The organism is Pseudomonas sp. KH_024_B2 (assembly GCF_057839965.1).
The window spans coordinates 5,823,597-5,842,423 of sequence record NZ_CM174502.1 but is presented as its reverse complement, the minus strand read 5'-3'; the positions used below and the strand labels follow the sequence as shown (position 1 = coordinate 5,842,423).

The window sequence follows — 18,827 nt, the reverse complement described above, 5'->3', positions numbered from 1 at the left end:
GGATATCCCCTAAGTTGAAAGCCGGTGAGGCAAAAACAATCGCCATTGTAGCGACCAGACGCACACTTATCCACATGTAGGTTGCTGACAGCGCATGAAGAATCAACGCCTTAACCGAAAAAAACACGACCAATGGTATGTGGATAAGCTCTGTGGATAAGCCCACTTAAGCTCGTTGTACAAGTGGGGGGTAAACCCGGTGGATAACCTGCCTGTGGATAACATGGTATTCCATACACAGCTTATCCGACAGCGCAGCACAGGCTGAACACCGTTTTCCAGCATGGTTGTCATTCTCTGTACAGTGCGTACTAGAAGGGCTTAAGGTACTTATCCACAGAAGATGGCGACCCTAGCTTTTATAAGCATTACAGAAAAGCTTTAAATAATTCCCTTCTTTATTTCTATATCTAGCCATCCTCTGTCTGACGGCCAAACCCCTCAGATATCTAATTGAAGGAAAAGCTGGTTGGAAATTGACCTAGAGGCTTGCTTTCTCTAGAATCGCCGGTCTCTTAAAACGGGGGCCATTCCGGCCCGTTGTGGACGAACCAGGTAACACGACATGAAACGTACTTTCCAACCAAGCACCATCAAACGCGCCCGTACTCACGGCTTCCGTGCTCGCATGGCTACCAAAAACGGCCGTGCAGTCCTGTCGCGTCGCCGCGCCAAAGGTCGTGCGCGTCTGGCAGTTTGATAATCCGGTACTGGTGGTGAGTCAGGACTTCAGTCGGGAAAAGCGTCTGCTTACACCCCGGCATTTCAAGGCAGTCTTTGACTCCCCCACCGGCAAGGTTCCGGGGAAAAATCTCCTGCTCCTTGCGCGCAACAACGATCTCGACCACCCCCGTCTGGGGTTAGTGATCGGCAAGAAGAGCGTAAAGCTCTCCGTTGAGCGCAATCGCCTCAAACGTCTGATGCGCGAATCGTTTCGCCTCCACCAGGATTCTCTGGTCGGTTGGGACATCGTTATCGTCGCGCGCAAAGGTTTGGGTGACGTAGAAAACCCCGAATTGATTCAGCATTTCGGCAAACTCTGGAAGCGTCTGGCACGCAGCAAGCCGGTACCAGCAGTCAAAACCGAAACTGTAGGGGTAGACAGTCCCGATGCGTAAACTGGCGCTCGTTCCGATCCAGTTTTATCGCTATGCCATTAGTCCCCTGATGGCCAGTCACTGTCGTTTCTACCCCAGTTGTTCCTGCTACGCGTATGAAGCCATAGAAAATCATGGCCTTCTGCGCGGTGGCTGGCTGGCCTTTCGTCGTTTAGGTCGCTGTCATCCGTGGAATCCCGGTGGTTATGACCCGGTTCCATCTATCCCTACCTCCCGTTCTTCTTCGATGGCCGAGTAATCATGGATATTAAACGCACGATCCTGATCGTCGCCCTGGCAATCGTGTCCTACGTTATGGTTCTTAAATGGAACCAGGACTATGGTCAGGCTGCCCTGCCGACTCAGAATGTCGCCGCCAGTACTACCGCACCGGGCCTACCGGAAACGGCAACGGGTAATACCGCTTCCGTTAGTGACGACATTCCACGCGCAGCAAGCGATACCAGTGCACCTGCCGAAGCGCCAGTCGCTGTAAGCAAAGATCTCATCCAGATCAAATCGGATGTGCTCGACCTGGCTGTCGATCCACAAGGTGGTGATATCGCCCAGCTGAAGCTGCCGCTTTATCCTCGTCGCCAGGATCACCCGGAGATTCCGTTCCAGCTGTTCGATAACGGCAATGAACGGACTTATCTGGCCCAGAGCGGTCTGATCGGCACCAACGGCCCGGACGCAAGTCCTGCCGGTCGTCCGGTTTTCTCTTCGGAGAAGAAGATTTATCAACTGGCTGACGGTCAGGACCAATTGGTCGTAGACCTGAAGTTCAGCAAGGACGGCGTCAATTACATCAAGCGCTTCACCTTGAAGCGTGGTCTGTATGACGTAGGCGTTTCGTACGTCATCGACAACCAGAGCGCTCAGCCATGGTCCGGTGCAATGTTCGCGCAATTGAAGCGTGACGCCAGTTCCGATCCTTCTTCCAGCACTGCCACTGGCACCGCGACTTACCTGGGCGCCGCCCTGTGGACAAGTGCCGAGCCGTACAAGAAAGTGTCGATGGGCGACATGGACAAGGCTTCGCTGAAAGAAACCGTTCAGGGTGGTTGGGTTGCCTGGTTGCAACACTACTTCGTGACCGCGTGGATTCCGACGAAGGGCGAAAACAACATCGTCCAGACCCGTAAAGACAGCAAAGGTAACTACATCATTGGTTACACCGGCCCGGCATTGACCGTTGCACCGGGTGCCAAAGCTGAAACCACTGCCACTCTTTACGCCGGTCCGAAAAGTCAGGCGGTCCTGAAAGAGTTGTCCCCAGGTCTGGAACTGACCGTCGACTACGGCATTCTGTGGTTCATTGCCCAACCGATCTTCTGGTTGCTGCAAAATATCCACGCGCTGGTCGGTAACTGGGGCTGGTCGATCATTTTCCTGACCATGCTGATCAAAGGGATCTTCTTCCCATTGTCGGCAGCCAGCTACAAATCCATGGCTCGCATGCGTGCAGTAGCGCCGAAACTGGCGGCTCTGAAAGAGCAACATGGCGACGATCGGCAGAAAATGTCGCAGTCGATGATGGAGTTGTACAAGAAAGAGAAGATCAACCCGCTGGGTGGATGCTTGCCGATTCTTGTGCAAATGCCGGTTTTCCTCTCGCTGTACTGGGTTCTCCTGGAAAGCGTGGAAATGCGTCAGGCACCTTTCATGCTGTGGATTACTGACCTGTCGATCAAGGATCCGTTCTTCATTCTGCCGATCATCATGGGCGCAACCATGTTCATCCAGCAGCAGTTGAACCCGACTCCTCCGGATCCGATGCAGGCCAAAGTGATGAAAATGATGCCAATCATCTTCACCTTCTTCTTCCTGTGGTTCCCGGCTGGTCTGGTGCTGTACTGGGTAGTGAACAACGTTTTGTCGATCGCCCAACAGTGGTACATCACCCGTAAGATCGAAGCCGCTACCAAAAATGCCGCTGCGTAACTTACTCTGTTGATAACCACTCAAAACGCCCCCTAGTGGGGCGTTTTGCTATCTGTCACTTTTGTCTGGATATTGGGTTATGAGCGTCCCTCGTGAAACCATTGCCGCCGTCGCTACCGCTCAGGGTCGTGGCGGTGTGGGCATCGTCCGTATCTCCGGTCCGCTCGCAAGCATTGCCGCGAAAGCTTTCAGCGGCCGTGAACTGAAGCCGCGTTTTGCCCATTACGGTCCGTTCCTCAGTGAGCAGGACGACGTTCTGGATGAAGGGATTGCCCTTTATTTTCCGGGGCCGAATTCATTTACCGGCGAAGACGTGCTCGAACTTCAGGGCCACGGTGGCCCGGTCGTACTCGACATGTTGCTGCAGCGCTGTCTGCAATTAGGCTGTCGTCTGGCACGCCCGGGTGAGTTCAGTGAGCGCGCCTTTCTCAACGACAAACTCGACCTGGCCCAGGCCGAAGCCATCGCTGACCTGATTGAAGCCAGTTCTACACAGGCGGCGCGCAATGCCTTGCGTTCGTTGCAGGGCGCGTTTTCGCAGCGTGTGCATAACCTCACCGAGCAACTGATCAGCCTGCGCATCTACGTCGAAGCGGCGATCGACTTTCCGGAAGAGGAGATCGACTTCCTTGCCGATGGCCATGTACTGAAGATGCTCGATACCGTGCGTGACGAGTTATCCACCGTGCTGCGTGAAGCCGGACAGGGCGCGTTGCTGCGTGACGGCATGACGGTGGTGATCGCCGGTCGGCCAAATGCCGGAAAATCCAGCCTGCTCAATGCCCTGGCCGGGCGCGAAGCGGCGATTGTCACGGAAATTGCCGGGACCACCCGGGATATCCTCCGCGAACATATCCACATTGATGGCATGCCACTGCATGTGGTCGACACCGCCGGGTTGCGCGATACCGATGACCAGGTCGAAAAGATTGGCGTCGAGCGAGCTCTCAAGGCTATTGGTGAGGCAGATCGGATCTTGCTGGTCGTCGATGCCACGGCCCCCGAAGCCCTCGATCCGTTTTCGCTGTGGCCAGAGTTCCTGGAGCTGCGCCCGGATCCGGCAAAAGTGACCTTGATCCGCAATAAGGCCGACCTGACGGGCGAAGCGATCGCGCTGGAAGTCAGTGAGGATGGCCACGTGACGATCAGCCTGAGCGCCAGGTCCGCCGGCGAAGGCCTGGAACTATTGCGTGATCATCTCAAAGCCTGCATGGGTTATGAACAGACCTCTGAAAGTAGCTTCAGTGCTCGCAGGCGACACCTGGAAGCCTTGCGCCATGCGAGTACCTCACTCGAGCACGGTCGGGCGCAACTGACCCTTGCCGGCGCTGGTGAGCTGCTGGCCGAAGATTTGCGCCAGGCACAGCAGTCTTTGGGGGAGATTACTGGTGCATTCAGCTCCGATGATCTGCTGGGCCGTATCTTTTCCAGCTTCTGCATCGGCAAATAACGCTTCATTTCTCCACAGACAGGCCATCGGCGCCTGTCTGTTTCCCTTCTTTCTGACTCCCTTTCTCAACGGCTGAGTGGAATTTCTCCGCGTCGGCGGCTTTTCCGTGGGCGCGATTTGCCTTGCGATTTGCCTTGATAGCCGCTTTTCTGTGGATTAAGCCCTGTGAATAACTGCCCTTGGGCTCAGTTGATAACAGGGCCTGAAAACTGAGGAAAACCTCGCTTGTGGATAACCATCACTTTTACCCACAGGCTCACACCGGTTATCCAAGGGCCTCATTGCCACATGACCACAGACTTTTGATTCTCTGTACACATTGAAAATAAAGGGCTGTAGGAATCTATCCACAGAAAACAGGCTCAGTATAAATAAACATAAAAACAAAGATTTAATAAATCTCTCTCTTTTAATTTCTATTATCTGTGATTCATCCACAGCTGGTTAAATTTTGTGCAAAGGGTTCTTAAAGAAGGTCGAAGTCCCTATACTTGCCGGTCTATCCGAATAACCCATAGAAGCAGGCACGAGGTGCGTGGTGGATTTCCCTTCCCGTTTTGAAGTGATCGTCATCGGCGGCGGTCATGCCGGTACCGAGGCTGCACTTGCGTCAGCACGCATGGGGGCAAAAACCCTGCTGCTTACGCATAACGTGGAAACCCTCGGGCAAATGAGCTGCAACCCCGCGATTGGCGGGATTGGCAAAAGTCATCTGGTCAAAGAAATCGATGCCCTTGGCGGCGCGATGGCCATGGCTACCGATAAAGGTGGCATTCAATTTCGCGTGCTGAATAGCCGCAAAGGCCCAGCCGTGCGCGCTACGCGTGCTCAAGCCGACCGGGTTTTGTACAAAGCGGCTGTCCGCGAGATTCTTGAAAACCAGCCCAACCTGTGGATATTTCAACAAGCCTGCGATGACCTGATCGTTGAACAGGATCAAGTCCGCGGCGTTGTGACCCAGATGGGCCTGCGAATTCTTGCCGACTCGGTGGTATTGACCACCGGGACCTTCCTCGGTGGACTTATCCACATCGGGATGCAGAACTATTCCGGCGGCCGTGCGGGTGATCCACCTTCGATCGCCCTGGCACAGCGTCTGCGCGAATTGCCGTTACGGGTTGGTCGCCTGAAAACCGGTACTCCACCGCGTATCGATGGTCGTTCCGTGGATTTTTCGGTGATGACTGAGCAACCGGGCGATACGCCGATCCCGGTCATGTCGTTCCTCGGTTCCAAGGAACAGCACCCAGCGCAAGTCAGTTGCTGGATTACCCATACCAACGCCCGAACCCACGAAATCATTGCTGCGAACCTCGATCGTTCGCCGATGTATTCCGGGGTGATCGAAGGCATCGGCCCGCGTTACTGCCCGTCGATCGAAGACAAGATCCATCGCTTTGCCGACAAGGAAAGCCATCAGGTCTTCATCGAACCGGAAGGTCTGACGACCCACGAGCTGTATCCGAACGGGATCTCCACATCCTTGCCGTTCGACGTGCAAATCCAGATCGTTCAGTCGATTCGCGGGATGGAAAACGCACACATCGTTCGTCCTGGCTATGCCATCGAATACGATTACTTCGATCCGCGTGATCTGAAGTACAGCCTGGAAACCAAGGTGATTGGCGGCTTGTTCTTTGCCGGACAAATCAACGGCACCACCGGTTACGAAGAAGCCGGCGCCCAGGGTTTGCTGGCCGGAGCCAACGCCGCACTGCGCGCCCAAGGCAAAGACAGCTGGTGCCCGCGTCGGGATGAAGCGTACATCGGGGTGTTGGTCGACGACCTGATTACCCTCGGTACCCAGGAACCGTACCGGATGTTCACTTCCCGGGCCGAATACCGGCTGATCCTGCGTGAAGACAATGCCGATCTGCGTCTGACCGAAAAAGGCCGAGAATTGGGTCTGGTGGATGACACGCGTTGGGCTGCGTTCTGCAAAAAACGCGAAAGCATCGAGCTGGAAGAACAGCGCCTGAAAAGCACCTGGGTTCGTCCGGGCACCGAGCAGGGCGACGCGATCGCTGAAAAATTCGGCACGCCACTGACTCACGAATACAACCTGTTGAACCTGCTGACACGTCCGGAAATCGACTACGCTGGTCTGATTGCGATCACTGGCGACGGCGCCGAAGATCCGCAAGTTGCCGAACAAGTCGAAATCAAGACCAAGTACGCCGGCTACATCGATCGCCAGCAGGACGAGATTGCTCGTCTGCGGGCCAGCGAAGATACGAAATTGCCTGTGGATATCGATTACACGAACATCTCCGGTCTCTCGAAAGAGATTCAGAGCAAGCTCGGTGCGACCCGTCCAGAAACCCTGGGCCAGGCTTCACGTATCCCCGGCGTCACCCCGGCAGCGATTTCCCTGTTGATGATTCATTTGAAAAAACGCGGCGCGGGCCGTCAGTTGGAGCAAAGCGCTTGAGTTCGTTGGTTACCTCGCAACACGCCGAAGAGTTATCCACAGGTGCGCGCCAGCTCGGTGTCACCCTGACAGAAAGCCAGCACGCGCAATTGCTGGCTTATCTGGCCCTGTTGATAAAGTGGAACAAGGCTTACAACCTCACCGCAGTGCGCGATCCGGACGAAATGGTCTCGCGGCATTTGCTCGACAGTCTGAGCGTCATGTCCTTCATCGAGAATGGGCGTTGGCTGGATGTTGGCAGTGGCGGCGGCATGCCGGGAATTCCTTTGGCGATCCTGTTTCCCGACTCGCAAGTGACGGTTCTGGACAGCAACGGCAAGAAAACCCGCTTCCTGACCCAGGTCAAACTCGAACTCAAACTGGATAACCTGCAAGTTATCCACAGTCGCGTCGAAACTTTCCAGCCTGAGCTGCCATTCAACGGGATCGTGTCCCGGGCATTCAGCAGCATGGAGAACTTCAGCAACTGGACCCGCCATCTTGGCGACCGCGATACCCGTTGGCTGGCAATGAAGGGCGTTCATCCTGCTGATGAGCTGGTAGCATTGCCGGCAGACTTCCACCTCGATAGCGAACACGCCTTGGCCGTACCCGGTTGCCAAGGCCAACGCCATCTGCTGATACTGCGCCGCACGGCATGATTGGGAACACAAGCAAGAATGGCTAAGGTATTCGCGATAGCGAACCAAAAGGGCGGTGTGGGTAAGACCACCACCTGCATCAACCTCGCAGCATCGCTGGTCGCTACCAAGCGCCGGGTGCTGTTGATCGATCTTGATCCACAGGGCAACGCCACCATGGGTAGCGGTGTGGATAAACACGGCCTGGAAAATTCGGTCTACGACCTGCTGATCGGCGAATGTGATCTGGCTCAGGCCATGCACTATTCCGAACACGGTGGTTACCAGTTGCTGCCGGCCAACCGCGATCTGACGGCGGCAGAAGTCGTTCTGCTGGAAATGCAGATGAAAGAAAGCCGTCTGCGCAGCGCTCTGGCGCCAATCCGCGAAAACTACGATTACATTTTGATCGACTGCCCGCCGTCGCTGTCGATGCTCACGCTCAACGCGCTGGTTGCGGCCGACGGGGTAATCATCCCCATGCAGTGCGAGTACTTCGCGCTCGAAGGTTTGAGCGACCTGGTGGATAACATCAAGCGCATCGCTGAGTTGCTGAACCCGAACCTGAAAATCGAAGGCCTGTTGCGGACCATGTACGACCCGCGCCTGAGCCTGATGAATGATGTGTCGGCGCAGCTCAAGGAACACTTCGGCGAGCAACTGTATGACACCGTGATTCCGCGCAACATCCGCTTGGCCGAAGCACCCAGTTATGGCATGCCGGCGTTGGCCTACGACAAATCATCGCGGGGCGCTATTGCCTATCTGGCATTGGCGGGCGAGATGGTTCGTCGTCAACGCAAAAATTCACGCACCGCCGCTGCTCAGGCAACTTAAGGAATCCCCATGGCCGTCAAGAAACGAGGTCTCGGACGTGGACTGGATGCACTGCTGAGTGGTCCGACCGTCAGCTCGCTGGAAGAGCTGGCGGTGCAGGCCGATCAGCGTGAGCTGCAGCACCTGCCGCTGGACCTGATTCAACGTGGCAAGTACCAGCCACGTCGAGACATGGACCCGCAGGCGCTGGAAGAACTGGCTCAGTCGATCAAGGCCCAGGGTGTGATGCAGCCGATTGTGGTGCGTCCGATCGGTGCGGGTCGCTTTGAAATCATTGCTGGCGAACGCCGCTGGCGTGCCAGTCAGCAAGCTGGCCAGGAAACCATCCCGGCCATGGTCCGCGATGTGCCGGATGAAACCGCCATCGCCATGGCGCTGATCGAGAACATCCAGCGCGAAGACCTCAACCCTATCGAGGAAGCGGTCGCCCTGCAGCGCTTGCAGCAGGAATTCCAGCTGACTCAGCAACAAGTGGCCGAGGCGGTGGGCAAGTCCCGCGTGACCGTGGCCAACTTGCTGCGACTGATCGCTTTGCCTGAAGTGATCAAGACCATGCTGTCCCACGGTGACCTGGAAATGGGTCATGCACGTGCTTTGCTTGGTTTGCCGGAAAATCAACAGGTTGAAGGGGCGCGACACGTTGTCGCACGGGGGCTGACTGTACGCCAGACTGAAGCACTGGTTCGTCAGTGGTTGAGTGGCAAACATGAGCCTGCCGAACCGGCCAAACCCGACCCGGATATCGCTCGCCTCGAACAGCGTCTGGCTGAGCGCTTGGGCTCTGCCGTGCAGATCCGCCACGGTAAGAAGGGCAAGGGACAATTGGTCATCGGTTATAACTCTCTCGATGAGTTGCAAGGCGTTCTCGCACACATCCGCTGAAACAATTCCATTTGTAGCTGCCGTTAGAAATCACTACCTGGCAGTTGAATAGGGGCAGAACCGCACCTATACTCTGCGCGCATTTTGTCGGCACAAATTATGCCAGGTTATTGAGTTCTGGCAGCCGATCATTGGGGAGCAATAACGATGGAAAGCCGCACGCCAAACCGCTTGCCGTTCCATCGCCTGGCCGTTTTTCCGGTGCTACTGGCTCAATTTGTCGTTTTGGTACTGGCCGCTCTGGCGCTCTGGTACTGGCATGGAGTCGTAGCCGGGTACTCGGGACTCTGCGGAGGCCTGATAGCCTTGCTGCCCAATGCGTATTTCGCTCACAGGGCATTTCGGTTTTCCGGCGCCCGGGCAGCTCAAGCCATCGTCCGGTCTTTTTATGCCGGCGAGGCGGGCAAACTGATTTTGACGGCAGTGCTGTTTGCACTGACGTTTGCAGGTGTGAAGCCATTGGCGCCACTAGCTGTATTTGGCGTCTTCGTGCTGACCCAACTGGTCAGCTGGTTCGCACCCCTGCTTATGAAAACAAGACTTTCGAGACCTTAGGGCGTTTGAGGCAACCATGGCAGCAGAAACCGCTTCGGGCTATATCCAGCACCACTTGCAGAACCTGACTTTCGGTCAGCTACCTAACGGTGGCTGGGGCTTTGCCCATACCGCAGCAGAGGCCAAAGAAATGGGCTTCTGGGCATTCCACGTCGATACCCTCGGCTGGTCTGTTTCGTTGGGTCTGATCTTCGTTCTTCTTTTCCGCATGGCGGCAAAGAAGGCGACTTCAGGTCAACCAGGTGCTTTGCAAAACTTCGTTGAAGTTCTGATCGAGTTCGTCGACGGCAGTGTGAAAGACACCTTTCACGGCCGTAACCCGTTGATCGCGCCATTGGCCCTGACGATTTTTGTCTGGGTATTCCTGATGAACGCCGTCGACCTGGTACCGGTCGACTGGATTCCGAAGGTGGCTGCCATCGTGACCGGCGACCCGCATCTGGTCTTCCGTGCCGTTCCGACCACTGACCCGAACGCGACCCTGGGCATGTCCCTGTCGGTCTTCGCGCTGATCATTTTCTACAGCATCAAGGTCAAGGGTATCGGCGGTTTCATCGGCGAACTGACCCTGCACCCGTTCGGCAGCAAGAACATTTTCCTGCAAGCCCTGCTGATTCCGGTGAACTTCCTGCTTGAATTCGTGACGCTGGTTGCCAAACCAATCTCTCTGGCACTGCGTCTGTTCGGCAACATGTACGCTGGCGAGCTGGTGTTCATCCTGATCGCCGTGATGTTCGGCAGCGGCCTGCTCTGGCTCAGCGGCCTGGGCGTGGTGCTGCAATGGGCGTGGGCTGTGTTCCACATCCTGATCATCACCCTGCAAGCGTTTATCTTCATGATGCTGAGCATTGTCTACCTGTCGATGGCGCACGAAGAGAACCATTAAGACCAGTCTCGACTAGTCTGATGTCCCTCTCGGTCAAACGAGAGGGTGCCCGAACAGGGCTATGAAACGATTTGTTTTACCGCTTTAAAATCTAAAAAACCTAAACCATACGACGTAAAAGTCGGGAGGAAAGATGGAAACTGTAGTTGGTCTAACCGCTATCGCTGTTGCACTGTTGATCGGCCTGGGCGCACTGGGTACCGCAATTGGTTTCGGCCTGTTGGGCGGCAAGTTCCTGGAAGGCGCAGCGCGTCAGCCAGAAATGGTTCCAATGCTGCAAGTCAAAATGTTCATCGTTGCCGGCCTGCTCGACGCCGTAACCATGATCGGCGTTGGTATCGCTCTGTTCTTCACCTTCGCGAACCCCTTCGTTGGTCAACTCGCTGGCTAATCACTCGAATTTTCGAGTTGATTAGGGTGATGGACAACGAACGAGCGAGGTGTTGGCGTGAACATTAATGCAACCCTGATTGGCCAGTCCGTTGCGTTCTTCATTTTTGTACTGTTTTGCATGAAGTTCGTGTGGCCTCCGGTCATCGCGGCTTTGCACGAACGTCAGAAGAAGATCGCGGATGGACTGGACGCTGCCAGCCGTGCAGCTCGCGACCTGGAGTTGGCCCAAGAGAAAGCGGGTCATCAACTGCGCGATGCTAAAGCACAGGCAGCTGAAATCATTGAGCAAGCCAAGAAACGCGGTAACCAGATCGTTGAAGAGGCTGTTGAAAAAGCCCGTATCGACGCTGACCGTGTGAAGGTCCAGGCTCAGGCCGAGATCGAGCAGGAACTGAATGGTGTCAAAGATGCGCTGCGTGCCCAACTGGGTGCTCTGGCCGTCGGCGGTGCCGAGAAGATCCTGGGTGCCACAATCGATCAAAACGCGCACGCGGAGCTGGTTAACAAACTGGCTGCTGAAATTTAAGCGAGGGCGATCATGGCAGAATTGACCACGTTGGCCCGACCTTACGCTAAGGCAGCCTTCGAGCACGCCCAGTCCCACCAGCAGCTGGCCTCTTGGTCAGCCATGCTCGGCCTGGCTGCAGCAGTGTCGCAAGACGACACTATGCAGCGCGTGTTCAAGGCCCCGCGACTGACGAGCGCAGATAAGGCCACCGCGTTTATCGACGCGTGTGGCGACAAGTTTGATGTGAAAGTGCAGAACTTCATTCACGTCATTGCCGAAAACGACCGTCTCCCGCTTCTGCCGGAGATCGCCGCTCTGTTCGACCTGTACAAGGCCGAACAAGAGAAATCGGTAGACGTTGAAGTCACCAGTGCTTTTGCATTGAACCAAGAACAGCAAGACAAACTCGCCAAGGTTCTCAGTGCACGACTCGACCGGGAAGTGCGCCTGCAAGTTGCGGAAGATTCATCCCTTATTGGGGGTGTTGTCATTCGCGCCGGCGACCTGGTTATCGATGGCTCGATTCGCGGCAAACTCGCGAAACTTGCCGAAGCATTGAAATCTTGAGTTTGAAGGGGCAGCAGAGCAATGCAGCAACTCAATCCTTCCGAAATAAGTGAAATTATCAAGGGCCGCATCGACAAGCTCGATGTGACCTCCCAAGCCCGTAACGAAGGCACTGTCGTCAGCGTATCTGACGGTATCGTGCGGATTCACGGTCTGGCCGACGTAATGTACGGCGAGATGATCGAGTTTCCGGGCGGCGTCTTCGGTATGGCTCTCAACCTGGAGCAAGACTCTGTAGGTGCCGTTGTATTGGGCGCTTACCAGTCTCTGGCTGAAGGCATGAGCGCCAAGTGCACTGGCCGCATCCTCGAAGTTCCGGTTGGTAAGGAACTGCTGGGTCGCGTAGTCGACGCACTGGGTAACCCGGTTGACGGCAAAGGTCCGCTGAACAACACCGAGACCGATGCGGTCGAGAAAGTTGCTCCAGGCGTGATCTGGCGTAAGTCGGTAGACCAGCCTGTACAGACTGGCTACAAGGCTGTCGATGCCATGATTCCTGTCGGCCGTGGCCAGCGCGAGCTGATCATCGGTGACCGTCAGATCGGTAAAACCGCTCTGGCGATCGACGCGATCATCAACCAGAAAGACAGCGGCATCTTCTGCGTCTACGTAGCAATCGGTCAGAAACAATCGACCATCGCCAACGTGGTTCGCAAGCTGGAAGAAAACGGCGCCCTGGCAAACACCATCGTCGTGGCTGCCAGTGCTTCCGAATCTCCTGCGCTGCAATTCCTGGCACCGTACTCCGGTTGCACCATGGGCGAATACTTCCGCGACCGCGGTGAAGACGCGCTGATCGTTTATGACGATCTGTCCAAGCAAGCAGTGGCTTACCGCCAGATTTCCCTGCTGCTGCGCCGTCCACCAGGCCGTGAAGCTTACCCAGGCGACGTGTTCTATCTCCACTCCCGTCTGCTGGAGCGCGCATCCCGCGTTTCGGAAGAGTACGTAGAGAAGTTCACCAACGGCGCAGTGACCGGCAAAACCGGTTCCCTGACCGCATTGCCGATCATCGAAACCCAGGCTGGCGACGTTTCCGCGTTCGTTCCGACCAACGTGATTTCCATCACCGACGGTCAGATCTTCCTGGAATCGGCCATGTTCAACTCCGGCATTCGTCCGGCTGTGAACGCCGGTGTTTCGGTATCCCGTGTGGGTGGTGCCGCTCAGACCAAGATCATCAAGAAGCTTTCCGGTGGTATCCGTACCGCTCTGGCTCAGTACCGTGAACTGGCGGCATTCGCCCAGTTCGCTTCTGACCTGGACGAAGCGACCCGTAAGCAGCTTGAGCATGGTCAGCGCGTTACCGAGCTGATGAAGCAGAAGCAATACGCCCCAATGTCGATCGCTGACATGGCGTTGTCGCTGTATGCCGCTGAGCGTGGGTTCCTGACTGACGTCGAAATCACCAAGGTCGGCAGCTTTGAACAAGCGCTGATTGCTTACTTCAACCGCGATCACGCCGATTTGATGGCGAAGATCAACGTGAAGGGTGACTTCAATGACGAAATCGACGCTGGCATGAAAGCCGGTGTCGAGAAGTTCAAGGCCACCCAAACCTGGTAAGCCGCAGCGGGAGCCGCAAGGCTCCCGCTTGCTAACCTGATAGGTGTTACATGGCAGGCGCAAAAGAGATTCGCAGTAAGATTGCGAGCATCAAAAGCACGCAAAAGATCACCAGCGCCATGGAAAAAGTGGCGGTCAGCAAAATGCGCAGGGCACAAATGCGTATGGCTGCTAGCCGTCCTTACGCGGAGCGCATCCGCCAGGTTATCGGTCATCTGGCCAACGCCAACCCGGAATATCGCCACCCGTTCATGATCGACCGTGAAGTAAAGCGCGTCGGTTATGTTGTCGTGAGCAGTGACCGTGGTTTGTGCGGTGGTTTGAACACCAACCTGTTCAAGGCTTTGGTCAAGGACATGGCGGTAAACCGCGATCGCGGCGTAGAGATCGATCTGTGCGTGGTCGGTAGCAAAGGTGCGGCATTTTTCCGCAACTTCGGCGGTAACGTCGTCGCTGCTATCAGCCACCTGGGTGAAGAGCCGTCGATCAATGATCTGATCGGCAGCGTCAAGGTGATGCTGGATGCCTATCTGGACGGCCGTATTGACCGCCTGTCCGTGGTATCCAACAAGTTCATCAATACCATGACGCAACAGCCGACGGTGGAACAGTTGGTTCCGCTGGTGGCGACCCAGGATCAGAAACTCAAGCACCACTGGGACTATCTCTACGAACCGGACGCCAAAGAGCTGCTTGACGGCTTGATGGTCCGCTATGTGGAGTCGCAGGTGTACCAGGCGGTGGTCGAGAACAACGCAGCTGAACAAGCCGCGCGGATGATCGCAATGAAGAACGCTACCGACAACGCCGGTGATTTGATCAGCGATTTGCAGCTGATCTACAACAAGGCGCGTCAGGCTGCGATCACCCAAGAGATCTCGGAAATCGTCGGCGGCGCTGCCGCGGTTTAACGGTTCAAATATTCAGAGGATCCAGCTATGAGTAGCGGACGTATCGTTCAAATCATCGGCGCCGTTATCGACGTGGAATTTCCACGCGACAGCGTACCGAGCATCTACAACGCGCTGAAAGTACAAAGCGCGGCCGAAACCACCCTGGAAGTTCAGCAGCAGCTGGGCGACGGCGTGGTTCGTACCATTGCGATGGGTTCCACCGAAGGCTTGAAGCGCGGTCTGGAAGTCACCGACTCTGGCGCTGCCATCTCCGTACCGGTCGGTAAAGCGACTCTGGGCCGGATCATGGACGTACTGGGCAACCCGATCGACGAAGCTGGTCCGATCGACACCGAAGAGCGCTGGGGCATTCACCGTCCTGCGCCAACCTTCGCTGAACAAGCGGGCGGTAACGACCTGCTGGAAACCGGCATCAAGGTTATCGACCTGGTTTGCCCGTTCGCCAAGGGCGGTAAAGTCGGTCTGTTCGGTGGTGCCGGTGTAGGCAAAACCGTAAACATGATGGAACTGATCCGTAACATCGCCATCGAGCACAGCGGTTATTCCGTGTTCGCCGGTGTGGGTGAGCGTACTCGTGAGGGTAACGACTTCTACCACGAGATGAAGGATTCCAACGTTCTGGACAAAGTGGCACTGGTTTACGGTCAGATGAACGAGCCGCCGGGTAACCGTCTGCGCGTAGCACTGACCGGCCTGACCATGGCCGAGAAGTTCCGTGACGAAGGTAACGACGTTCTGCTGTTCGTCGACAACATCTATCGTTACACCCTCGCCGGTACTGAAGTATCCGCACTGCTGGGCCGTATGCCTTCTGCAGTAGGTTACCAGCCTACCCTGGCTGAAGAGATGGGCGTGCTGCAAGAGCGCATCACTTCTACCAAGGAAGGTTCGATCACTTCGATCCAGGCGGTATACGTACCTGCGGATGACTTGACCGACCCGTCGCCAGCGACCACCTTCGCCCACTTGGACGCCACCGTCGTTCTGTCCCGTGACATCGCTTCCCTGGGTATCTACCCAGCGGTCGATCCACTCGACTCGACTTCGCGCCAGCTGGATCCGAACGTAATCGGCCAGGACCACTACGACACCGCTCGCGGCGTCCAGTACGTTCTGCAACGTTACAAAGAGCTGAAGGACATCATCGCGATCCTGGGTATGGACGAGCTGTCGGAAGCCGACAAGCAGTTGGTAAACCGTGCTCGTAAGATCCAGCGCTTCTTGTCGCAGCCGTTCTTCGTGGCTGAAGTCTTCACCGGTGCTTCGGGTAAATACGTTTCCCTGAAAGACACCATTGCTGGCTTCAAAGGCATCCTCAACGGTGACTACGACCACCTGCCAGAACAAGCGTTCTACATGGTCGGCAGCATCGAAGAAGCGATCGAGAAAGCCAAAAAACTGTAATCCCGGCGCCCGGTAACGGGCGCTAATCAGGTTGAGGCAAGCAGATGGCTATGACAGTCCATTGCGATATCGTCAGCGCGGAAGGAGAAATCTTTTCCGGTCTGGTCGAGATGGTGGTCGCGCACGGCAGCCTGGGTGATCTTGGTATCGCTCTAGGTCACGCTCCGCTGATCACTGAACTGAAGCCGGGCCCGATCCGCCTGATCAAGCAGGGTGGGGAAACCGAGGTGTTTTACATCTCCGGTGGTTACCTCGAGGTTCAGCCGAACATGGTCAAGGTTCTTGCCGACACCGTGCAACGTGCTGCCGACCTGGACGAAGCCTCCGCTCAGGAAGCCGTTAAGGCTGCTGAGAAGGCCTTGCATGACAGAGGCGCCGAGTTCGACTACGGTTCCGCTGCCGCACGTCTGGCCGAGGCTGCAGCTCAGCTGCGCACCGTCCAGCAGATCCGCAAGAAGTTCGGCGGCTAAGCCGCAAAGCTTTCTTGTGTGATTGATTAAAAAGGGTAGCCTCGGCTACCCTTTTTCTTTTTCCGCAATTCACTTCTTGGTCGCAACCGCTGACCACCCAGGATTGGTAGCCAGTCATGTCTCTTGAAATCGTTATCCTCGCTGCCGGACAAGGCACTCGCATGCGTTCGGCACTGCCGAAAGTTCTCCACCCGGTCGCGGGCAACTCCATGCTCGGTCATGTTATCCACAGCGCCCGGCAACTTGATCCACAGCGCATTCACGTGGTGATAGGTCATGGGGCCGAAGTGGTGCGTGAACGTCTGGCCGCAGACGATCTGAATTTCGTAATGCAGGACAAGCAACTCGGCACCGGCCACGCAGTGGCTCAGGCATTGCCGTTTTTGACGGCTGAGAACGTGCTGATCCTTTATGGTGATGTGCCGCTGATTGAAGTTGAAACACTCCAGCGCCTGCTGAAGAAAGTCACCCCTGAACAACTCGGTCTGTTGACCGTAACCCTGGCCGACCCTACAGGTTACGGGCGGATCGTCCGCGATGCCGCCGGCAAAGTCACCGCCATCGTCGAACACAAGGATGCCTCTGACGCCGAGAAGGCCATCTGCGAAGGCAATACCGGGATACTCGTGGTGCCCGGCGTGCGTTTGGCCGATTGGCTGGGTCGCTTGTCGAACAACAACGTCCAGGGCGAGTACTACCTGACGGACGTGATCGAGATGGCGGTCAACGACGGTCTGGTGGTCGCCACCGAGCAACCCCATGACGCCATGGAAGTGCAGGGCGCCAACGACCGCAAGCAACTCGCCGAGCTGGAACGTCATTATCAGTTGCGCGAAGCCCGTCGCTTGATGGCGCTGGGCGTGACCCTGCGTGATCCCGCGCGCTTTGATGTGCGCGGTGAAGTCAGTGTCGGTCGTGATGTGCTGATCGACATCAACGTGATTCTCGAAGGCCGGGTGATCATCGAAGACGACGTGGTCATCGGCCCGAACTGCGTGATCAAGAACAGCACACTGCGCAAAGGCGTGGTGATCAAGGCCAACAGCCATATCGAAGGTGCCGTCATGGGCGAGGGCAGTGATGCCGGCCCGTTTGCTCGCCTGCGTCCGGGGACTGTGCTGGAAGCCCGTGCCCATGTGGGTAACTTTGTCGAATTGAAGAATGCCCACCTTGGCGAAGGCGCCAAGGCCGGTCATCTGACTTATCTGGGCGATGCCGAGGTCGGCGCGCGCACCAACATTGGTGCTGGCACCATCACCTGCAACTACGATGGCGCCAACAAGTGGAAGACCGTGTTGGGCGAAGACGTGTTCATTGGTTCCAACAACTCGTTGGTGGCGCCTGTGGATATCTCTTCCGGAGCGACTACGGCGGCTGGCTCGACTATTACCCAGAATGTGGATAACGCTCAATTGGCTGTAGGCCGTGCTCGGCAAAAGAACATCGACGGCTGGAAGCGGCCGGTGAAAATCAACAAGAGCTGAGTTATCCACAGCTGGGTTTTCAATTTGAAACCCCCATTGCTAAACAGATAGCTTTCGCGGGCAAGCGAACATCGCCCGGCCCTTCCCACAAGGACAAGGCAATCCTGTGGGAGCGGCGGTGCGACGATTCGACTTGCCCGCGAATGGGTTATCCACAGATCTTTTTCTTGCTCTAGCTGGGGTTTGGGGAGCAATGGAACCAAAAACCAACGTAAGCCCTACCACCTCCGCTCAGAGCCCTCTCCCCAGACATCCGCCTCGATAAAACAGGGCACCGTAACGGCCTTGTTTGATGCTCAGGAAGCTCTGCTGCTATCCTCGTAGCGGCCTGGCCGTGGCTTTGCGCGAGCTCGGGCGCATCGAGCGCATGTTGTTCATTCTGAACTGGCGGCAAAGCGTCGAACTGCGCAGTCGCGTACAGGCCGGACTCAACAATAGTGAAGCACGAAATACCATGGCTCGGGCCGTGTTCTTCAAACGGCTGGGAGAAATCCGCGACCGTAGCTTCGAGCAGCAGCGCTACCGGGCCAGCGGCTTTAATCTGGTGACGGCAGCTATTGTGCTGTGGAATACCGTCTATCTGGAACGTGTCGTGAACACCTTGCGCAATCACGGCCAAGGTGTAAACGACACGTTGTTGCAATATATATCCCCGCTGGCTGGGAACACATCTACTTGACCGACAACTACCCTTTGGCGCAACCGCACCAAGGTCGGTGCACCATTACGAGCGATGCCACCAGGTTACCCCTATCTGCTCACTTCCTGGTGCGTCGTGCGTAGTTTCTTTGCAAAAACTGAAAACGCTTTCACAAATTT

The 18,827-nt window shown here is 56.2% G+C and carries 19 protein-coding genes and 1 pseudogene; all 20 read left to right on the top strand.

The features are described from left to right. Positions 1 to 565: 565 nt before the first annotated feature. Entirely contained in the window at positions 566 to 700 is a 135-nt protein-coding gene (gene rpmH / locus AC3I0A_RS27220; RefSeq protein WP_003213577.1) for a 50S ribosomal protein L34, read from the top strand. Between the two features lie 16 nt (positions 701 to 716). After that, a complete protein-coding gene (rnpA, locus tag AC3I0A_RS27215) occupies positions 717 to 1,118 on the top strand; it encodes a ribonuclease P protein component (RefSeq protein WP_208492426.1) in 402 nt (133 codons plus the stop codon). Next, complete coding sequence (gene yidD, locus AC3I0A_RS27210) at positions 1,111 to 1,356, top strand: membrane protein insertion efficiency factor YidD (protein WP_074872215.1); 246 nt, start codon at positions 1,111 to 1,113, stop codon at positions 1,354 to 1,356. The genes rnpA and yidD overlap by 8 nt, the downstream gene beginning before the upstream one ends. Positions 1,357 to 1,358: 2 nt before the next feature. Then, complete coding sequence (gene yidC / locus AC3I0A_RS27205; protein ID WP_489375575.1) at positions 1,359 to 3,041, top strand: membrane protein insertase YidC; 1,683 nt, start codon at positions 1,359 to 1,361, stop codon at positions 3,039 to 3,041. A gap of 79 nt (positions 3,042 to 3,120) precedes the next feature. Then, positions 3,121 to 4,491, top strand: a complete 1,371-nt coding sequence (gene mnmE / locus AC3I0A_RS27200) for a tRNA uridine-5-carboxymethylaminomethyl(34) synthesis GTPase MnmE (RefSeq protein WP_489375574.1) — start codon at positions 3,121 to 3,123, stop codon at positions 4,489 to 4,491. A gap of 538 nt (positions 4,492 to 5,029) precedes the next feature. Beyond that, the gene (gene mnmG / locus AC3I0A_RS27195) at positions 5,030 to 6,922 is read left to right on the top strand and encodes a tRNA uridine-5-carboxymethylaminomethyl(34) synthesis enzyme MnmG (protein ID WP_489375573.1); all 1,893 of its coding nucleotides are present in this window, start codon (positions 5,030 to 5,032) and stop codon (positions 6,920 to 6,922) included. Next, positions 6,919 to 7,563, top strand: a complete 645-nt coding sequence (rsmG, locus tag AC3I0A_RS27190) for a 16S rRNA (guanine(527)-N(7))-methyltransferase RsmG (RefSeq protein ID WP_489375572.1) — start codon at positions 6,919 to 6,921, stop codon at positions 7,561 to 7,563. Before mnmG ends, rsmG begins: the two co-directional genes overlap by 4 nt. Positions 7,564 to 7,581: 18 nt before the next feature. Then, complete coding sequence (locus AC3I0A_RS27185; RefSeq protein WP_489375571.1) at positions 7,582 to 8,379, top strand: ParA family protein; 798 nt, start codon at positions 7,582 to 7,584, stop codon at positions 8,377 to 8,379. A 9-nt stretch (positions 8,380 to 8,388) separates the two neighbouring features. Further along, the gene (locus tag AC3I0A_RS27180; RefSeq protein WP_489375570.1) at positions 8,389 to 9,261 is read left to right on the top strand and encodes a ParB/RepB/Spo0J family partition protein; all 873 of its coding nucleotides are present in this window, start codon (positions 8,389 to 8,391) and stop codon (positions 9,259 to 9,261) included. Positions 9,262 to 9,408: 147 nt separating this feature from the next. Next, entirely contained in the window at positions 9,409 to 9,816 is a 408-nt protein-coding gene (locus AC3I0A_RS27175; RefSeq protein WP_489375569.1) for a F0F1 ATP synthase subunit I, read from the top strand. 16 nt (positions 9,817 to 9,832) lie between these two features. Further along, entirely contained in the window at positions 9,833 to 10,702 is an 870-nt protein-coding gene (gene atpB, locus AC3I0A_RS27170) for a F0F1 ATP synthase subunit A (protein ID WP_489375568.1), read from the top strand. Between the two features lie 133 nt (positions 10,703 to 10,835). Next, positions 10,836 to 11,093, top strand: coding sequence for a F0F1 ATP synthase subunit C (gene atpE / locus AC3I0A_RS27165; RefSeq protein ID WP_002555987.1), 258 nt, complete (start codon positions 10,836 to 10,838; stop codon positions 11,091 to 11,093). Positions 11,094 to 11,150: 57 nt separating this feature from the next. Further along, positions 11,151 to 11,621 carry a F0F1 ATP synthase subunit B gene (locus AC3I0A_RS27160; protein ID WP_489358480.1) on the top strand — a complete coding sequence of 157 codons (471 nt, stop codon included), beginning with the start codon at positions 11,151 to 11,153 and terminating at the stop codon, positions 11,619 to 11,621. A 12-nt stretch (positions 11,622 to 11,633) separates the two neighbouring features. Beyond that, positions 11,634 to 12,170, top strand: a complete 537-nt coding sequence (locus AC3I0A_RS27155) for a F0F1 ATP synthase subunit delta (RefSeq protein WP_489375567.1) — start codon at positions 11,634 to 11,636, stop codon at positions 12,168 to 12,170. A 21-nt stretch (positions 12,171 to 12,191) separates the two neighbouring features. Next, entirely contained in the window at positions 12,192 to 13,736 is a 1,545-nt protein-coding gene (gene atpA, locus AC3I0A_RS27150; protein ID WP_489375566.1) for a F0F1 ATP synthase subunit alpha, read from the top strand. 50 nt (positions 13,737 to 13,786) lie between these two features. Continuing rightward, positions 13,787 to 14,647 (top strand): F0F1 ATP synthase subunit gamma, encoded by an 861-nt coding sequence (gene atpG, locus AC3I0A_RS27145; RefSeq protein WP_489375565.1) that lies wholly within the window; start codon positions 13,787 to 13,789, stop codon positions 14,645 to 14,647. 27 nt (positions 14,648 to 14,674) lie between these two features. Then, complete coding sequence (gene atpD / locus AC3I0A_RS27140) at positions 14,675 to 16,054, top strand: F0F1 ATP synthase subunit beta (protein WP_489375564.1); 1,380 nt, start codon at positions 14,675 to 14,677, stop codon at positions 16,052 to 16,054. 44 nt (positions 16,055 to 16,098) lie between these two features. Continuing rightward, positions 16,099 to 16,524 carry a F0F1 ATP synthase subunit epsilon gene (locus AC3I0A_RS27135; protein ID WP_150642173.1) on the top strand — a complete coding sequence of 142 codons (426 nt, stop codon included), beginning with the start codon at positions 16,099 to 16,101 and terminating at the stop codon, positions 16,522 to 16,524. A 116-nt stretch (positions 16,525 to 16,640) separates the two neighbouring features. Further along, positions 16,641 to 18,008, top strand: a complete 1,368-nt coding sequence (glmU, locus tag AC3I0A_RS27130) for a bifunctional UDP-N-acetylglucosamine diphosphorylase/glucosamine-1-phosphate N-acetyltransferase GlmU (protein ID WP_489375563.1) — start codon at positions 16,641 to 16,643, stop codon at positions 18,006 to 18,008. Positions 18,009 to 18,260: 252 nt separating this feature from the next. Further along, positions 18,261 to 18,750: pseudogene (locus AC3I0A_RS27125) on the top strand (Tn3 family transposase); the annotation flags it as partial. Between the last annotated feature and the right edge of the window lie 77 nt (positions 18,751 to 18,827).

Bases quoted from the DNA above. Each gene is read 5' to 3' on its own strand.
- rpmH (WP_003213577.1), top strand. From the start codon at position 566: ATGAAACGTACTTTCCAACCAAGCACCATCAAACGCGCCCGTACTCAC.
- yidD (WP_074872215.1), top strand. From the start codon at position 1,111: ATGCGTAAACTGGCGCTCGTTCCGATCCAGTTTTATCGCTATGCCATT.
- yidC (WP_489375575.1), top strand. From the start codon at position 1,359: ATGGATATTAAACGCACGATCCTGATCGTCGCCCTGGCAATCGTGTCC.
- mnmE (WP_489375574.1), top strand. From the start codon at position 3,121: ATGAGCGTCCCTCGTGAAACCATTGCCGCCGTCGCTACCGCTCAGGGT.
- AC3I0A_RS27185 (WP_489375571.1), top strand. From the start codon at position 7,582: ATGGCTAAGGTATTCGCGATAGCGAACCAAAAGGGCGGTGTGGGTAAG.
- AC3I0A_RS27180 (WP_489375570.1), top strand. From the start codon at position 8,389: ATGGCCGTCAAGAAACGAGGTCTCGGACGTGGACTGGATGCACTGCTG.
- AC3I0A_RS27175 (WP_489375569.1), top strand. From the start codon at position 9,409: ATGGAAAGCCGCACGCCAAACCGCTTGCCGTTCCATCGCCTGGCCGTT.
- atpB (WP_489375568.1), top strand. From the start codon at position 9,833: ATGGCAGCAGAAACCGCTTCGGGCTATATCCAGCACCACTTGCAGAAC.
- atpE (WP_002555987.1), top strand. From the start codon at position 10,836: ATGGAAACTGTAGTTGGTCTAACCGCTATCGCTGTTGCACTGTTGATC.
- AC3I0A_RS27155 (WP_489375567.1), top strand. From the start codon at position 11,634: ATGGCAGAATTGACCACGTTGGCCCGACCTTACGCTAAGGCAGCCTTC.
- atpA (WP_489375566.1), top strand. From the start codon at position 12,192: ATGCAGCAACTCAATCCTTCCGAAATAAGTGAAATTATCAAGGGCCGC.
- atpG (WP_489375565.1), top strand. From the start codon at position 13,787: ATGGCAGGCGCAAAAGAGATTCGCAGTAAGATTGCGAGCATCAAAAGC.
- atpD (WP_489375564.1), top strand. From the start codon at position 14,675: ATGAGTAGCGGACGTATCGTTCAAATCATCGGCGCCGTTATCGACGTG.
- AC3I0A_RS27135 (WP_150642173.1), top strand. From the start codon at position 16,099: ATGGCTATGACAGTCCATTGCGATATCGTCAGCGCGGAAGGAGAAATC.
- glmU (WP_489375563.1), top strand. From the start codon at position 16,641: ATGTCTCTTGAAATCGTTATCCTCGCTGCCGGACAAGGCACTCGCATG.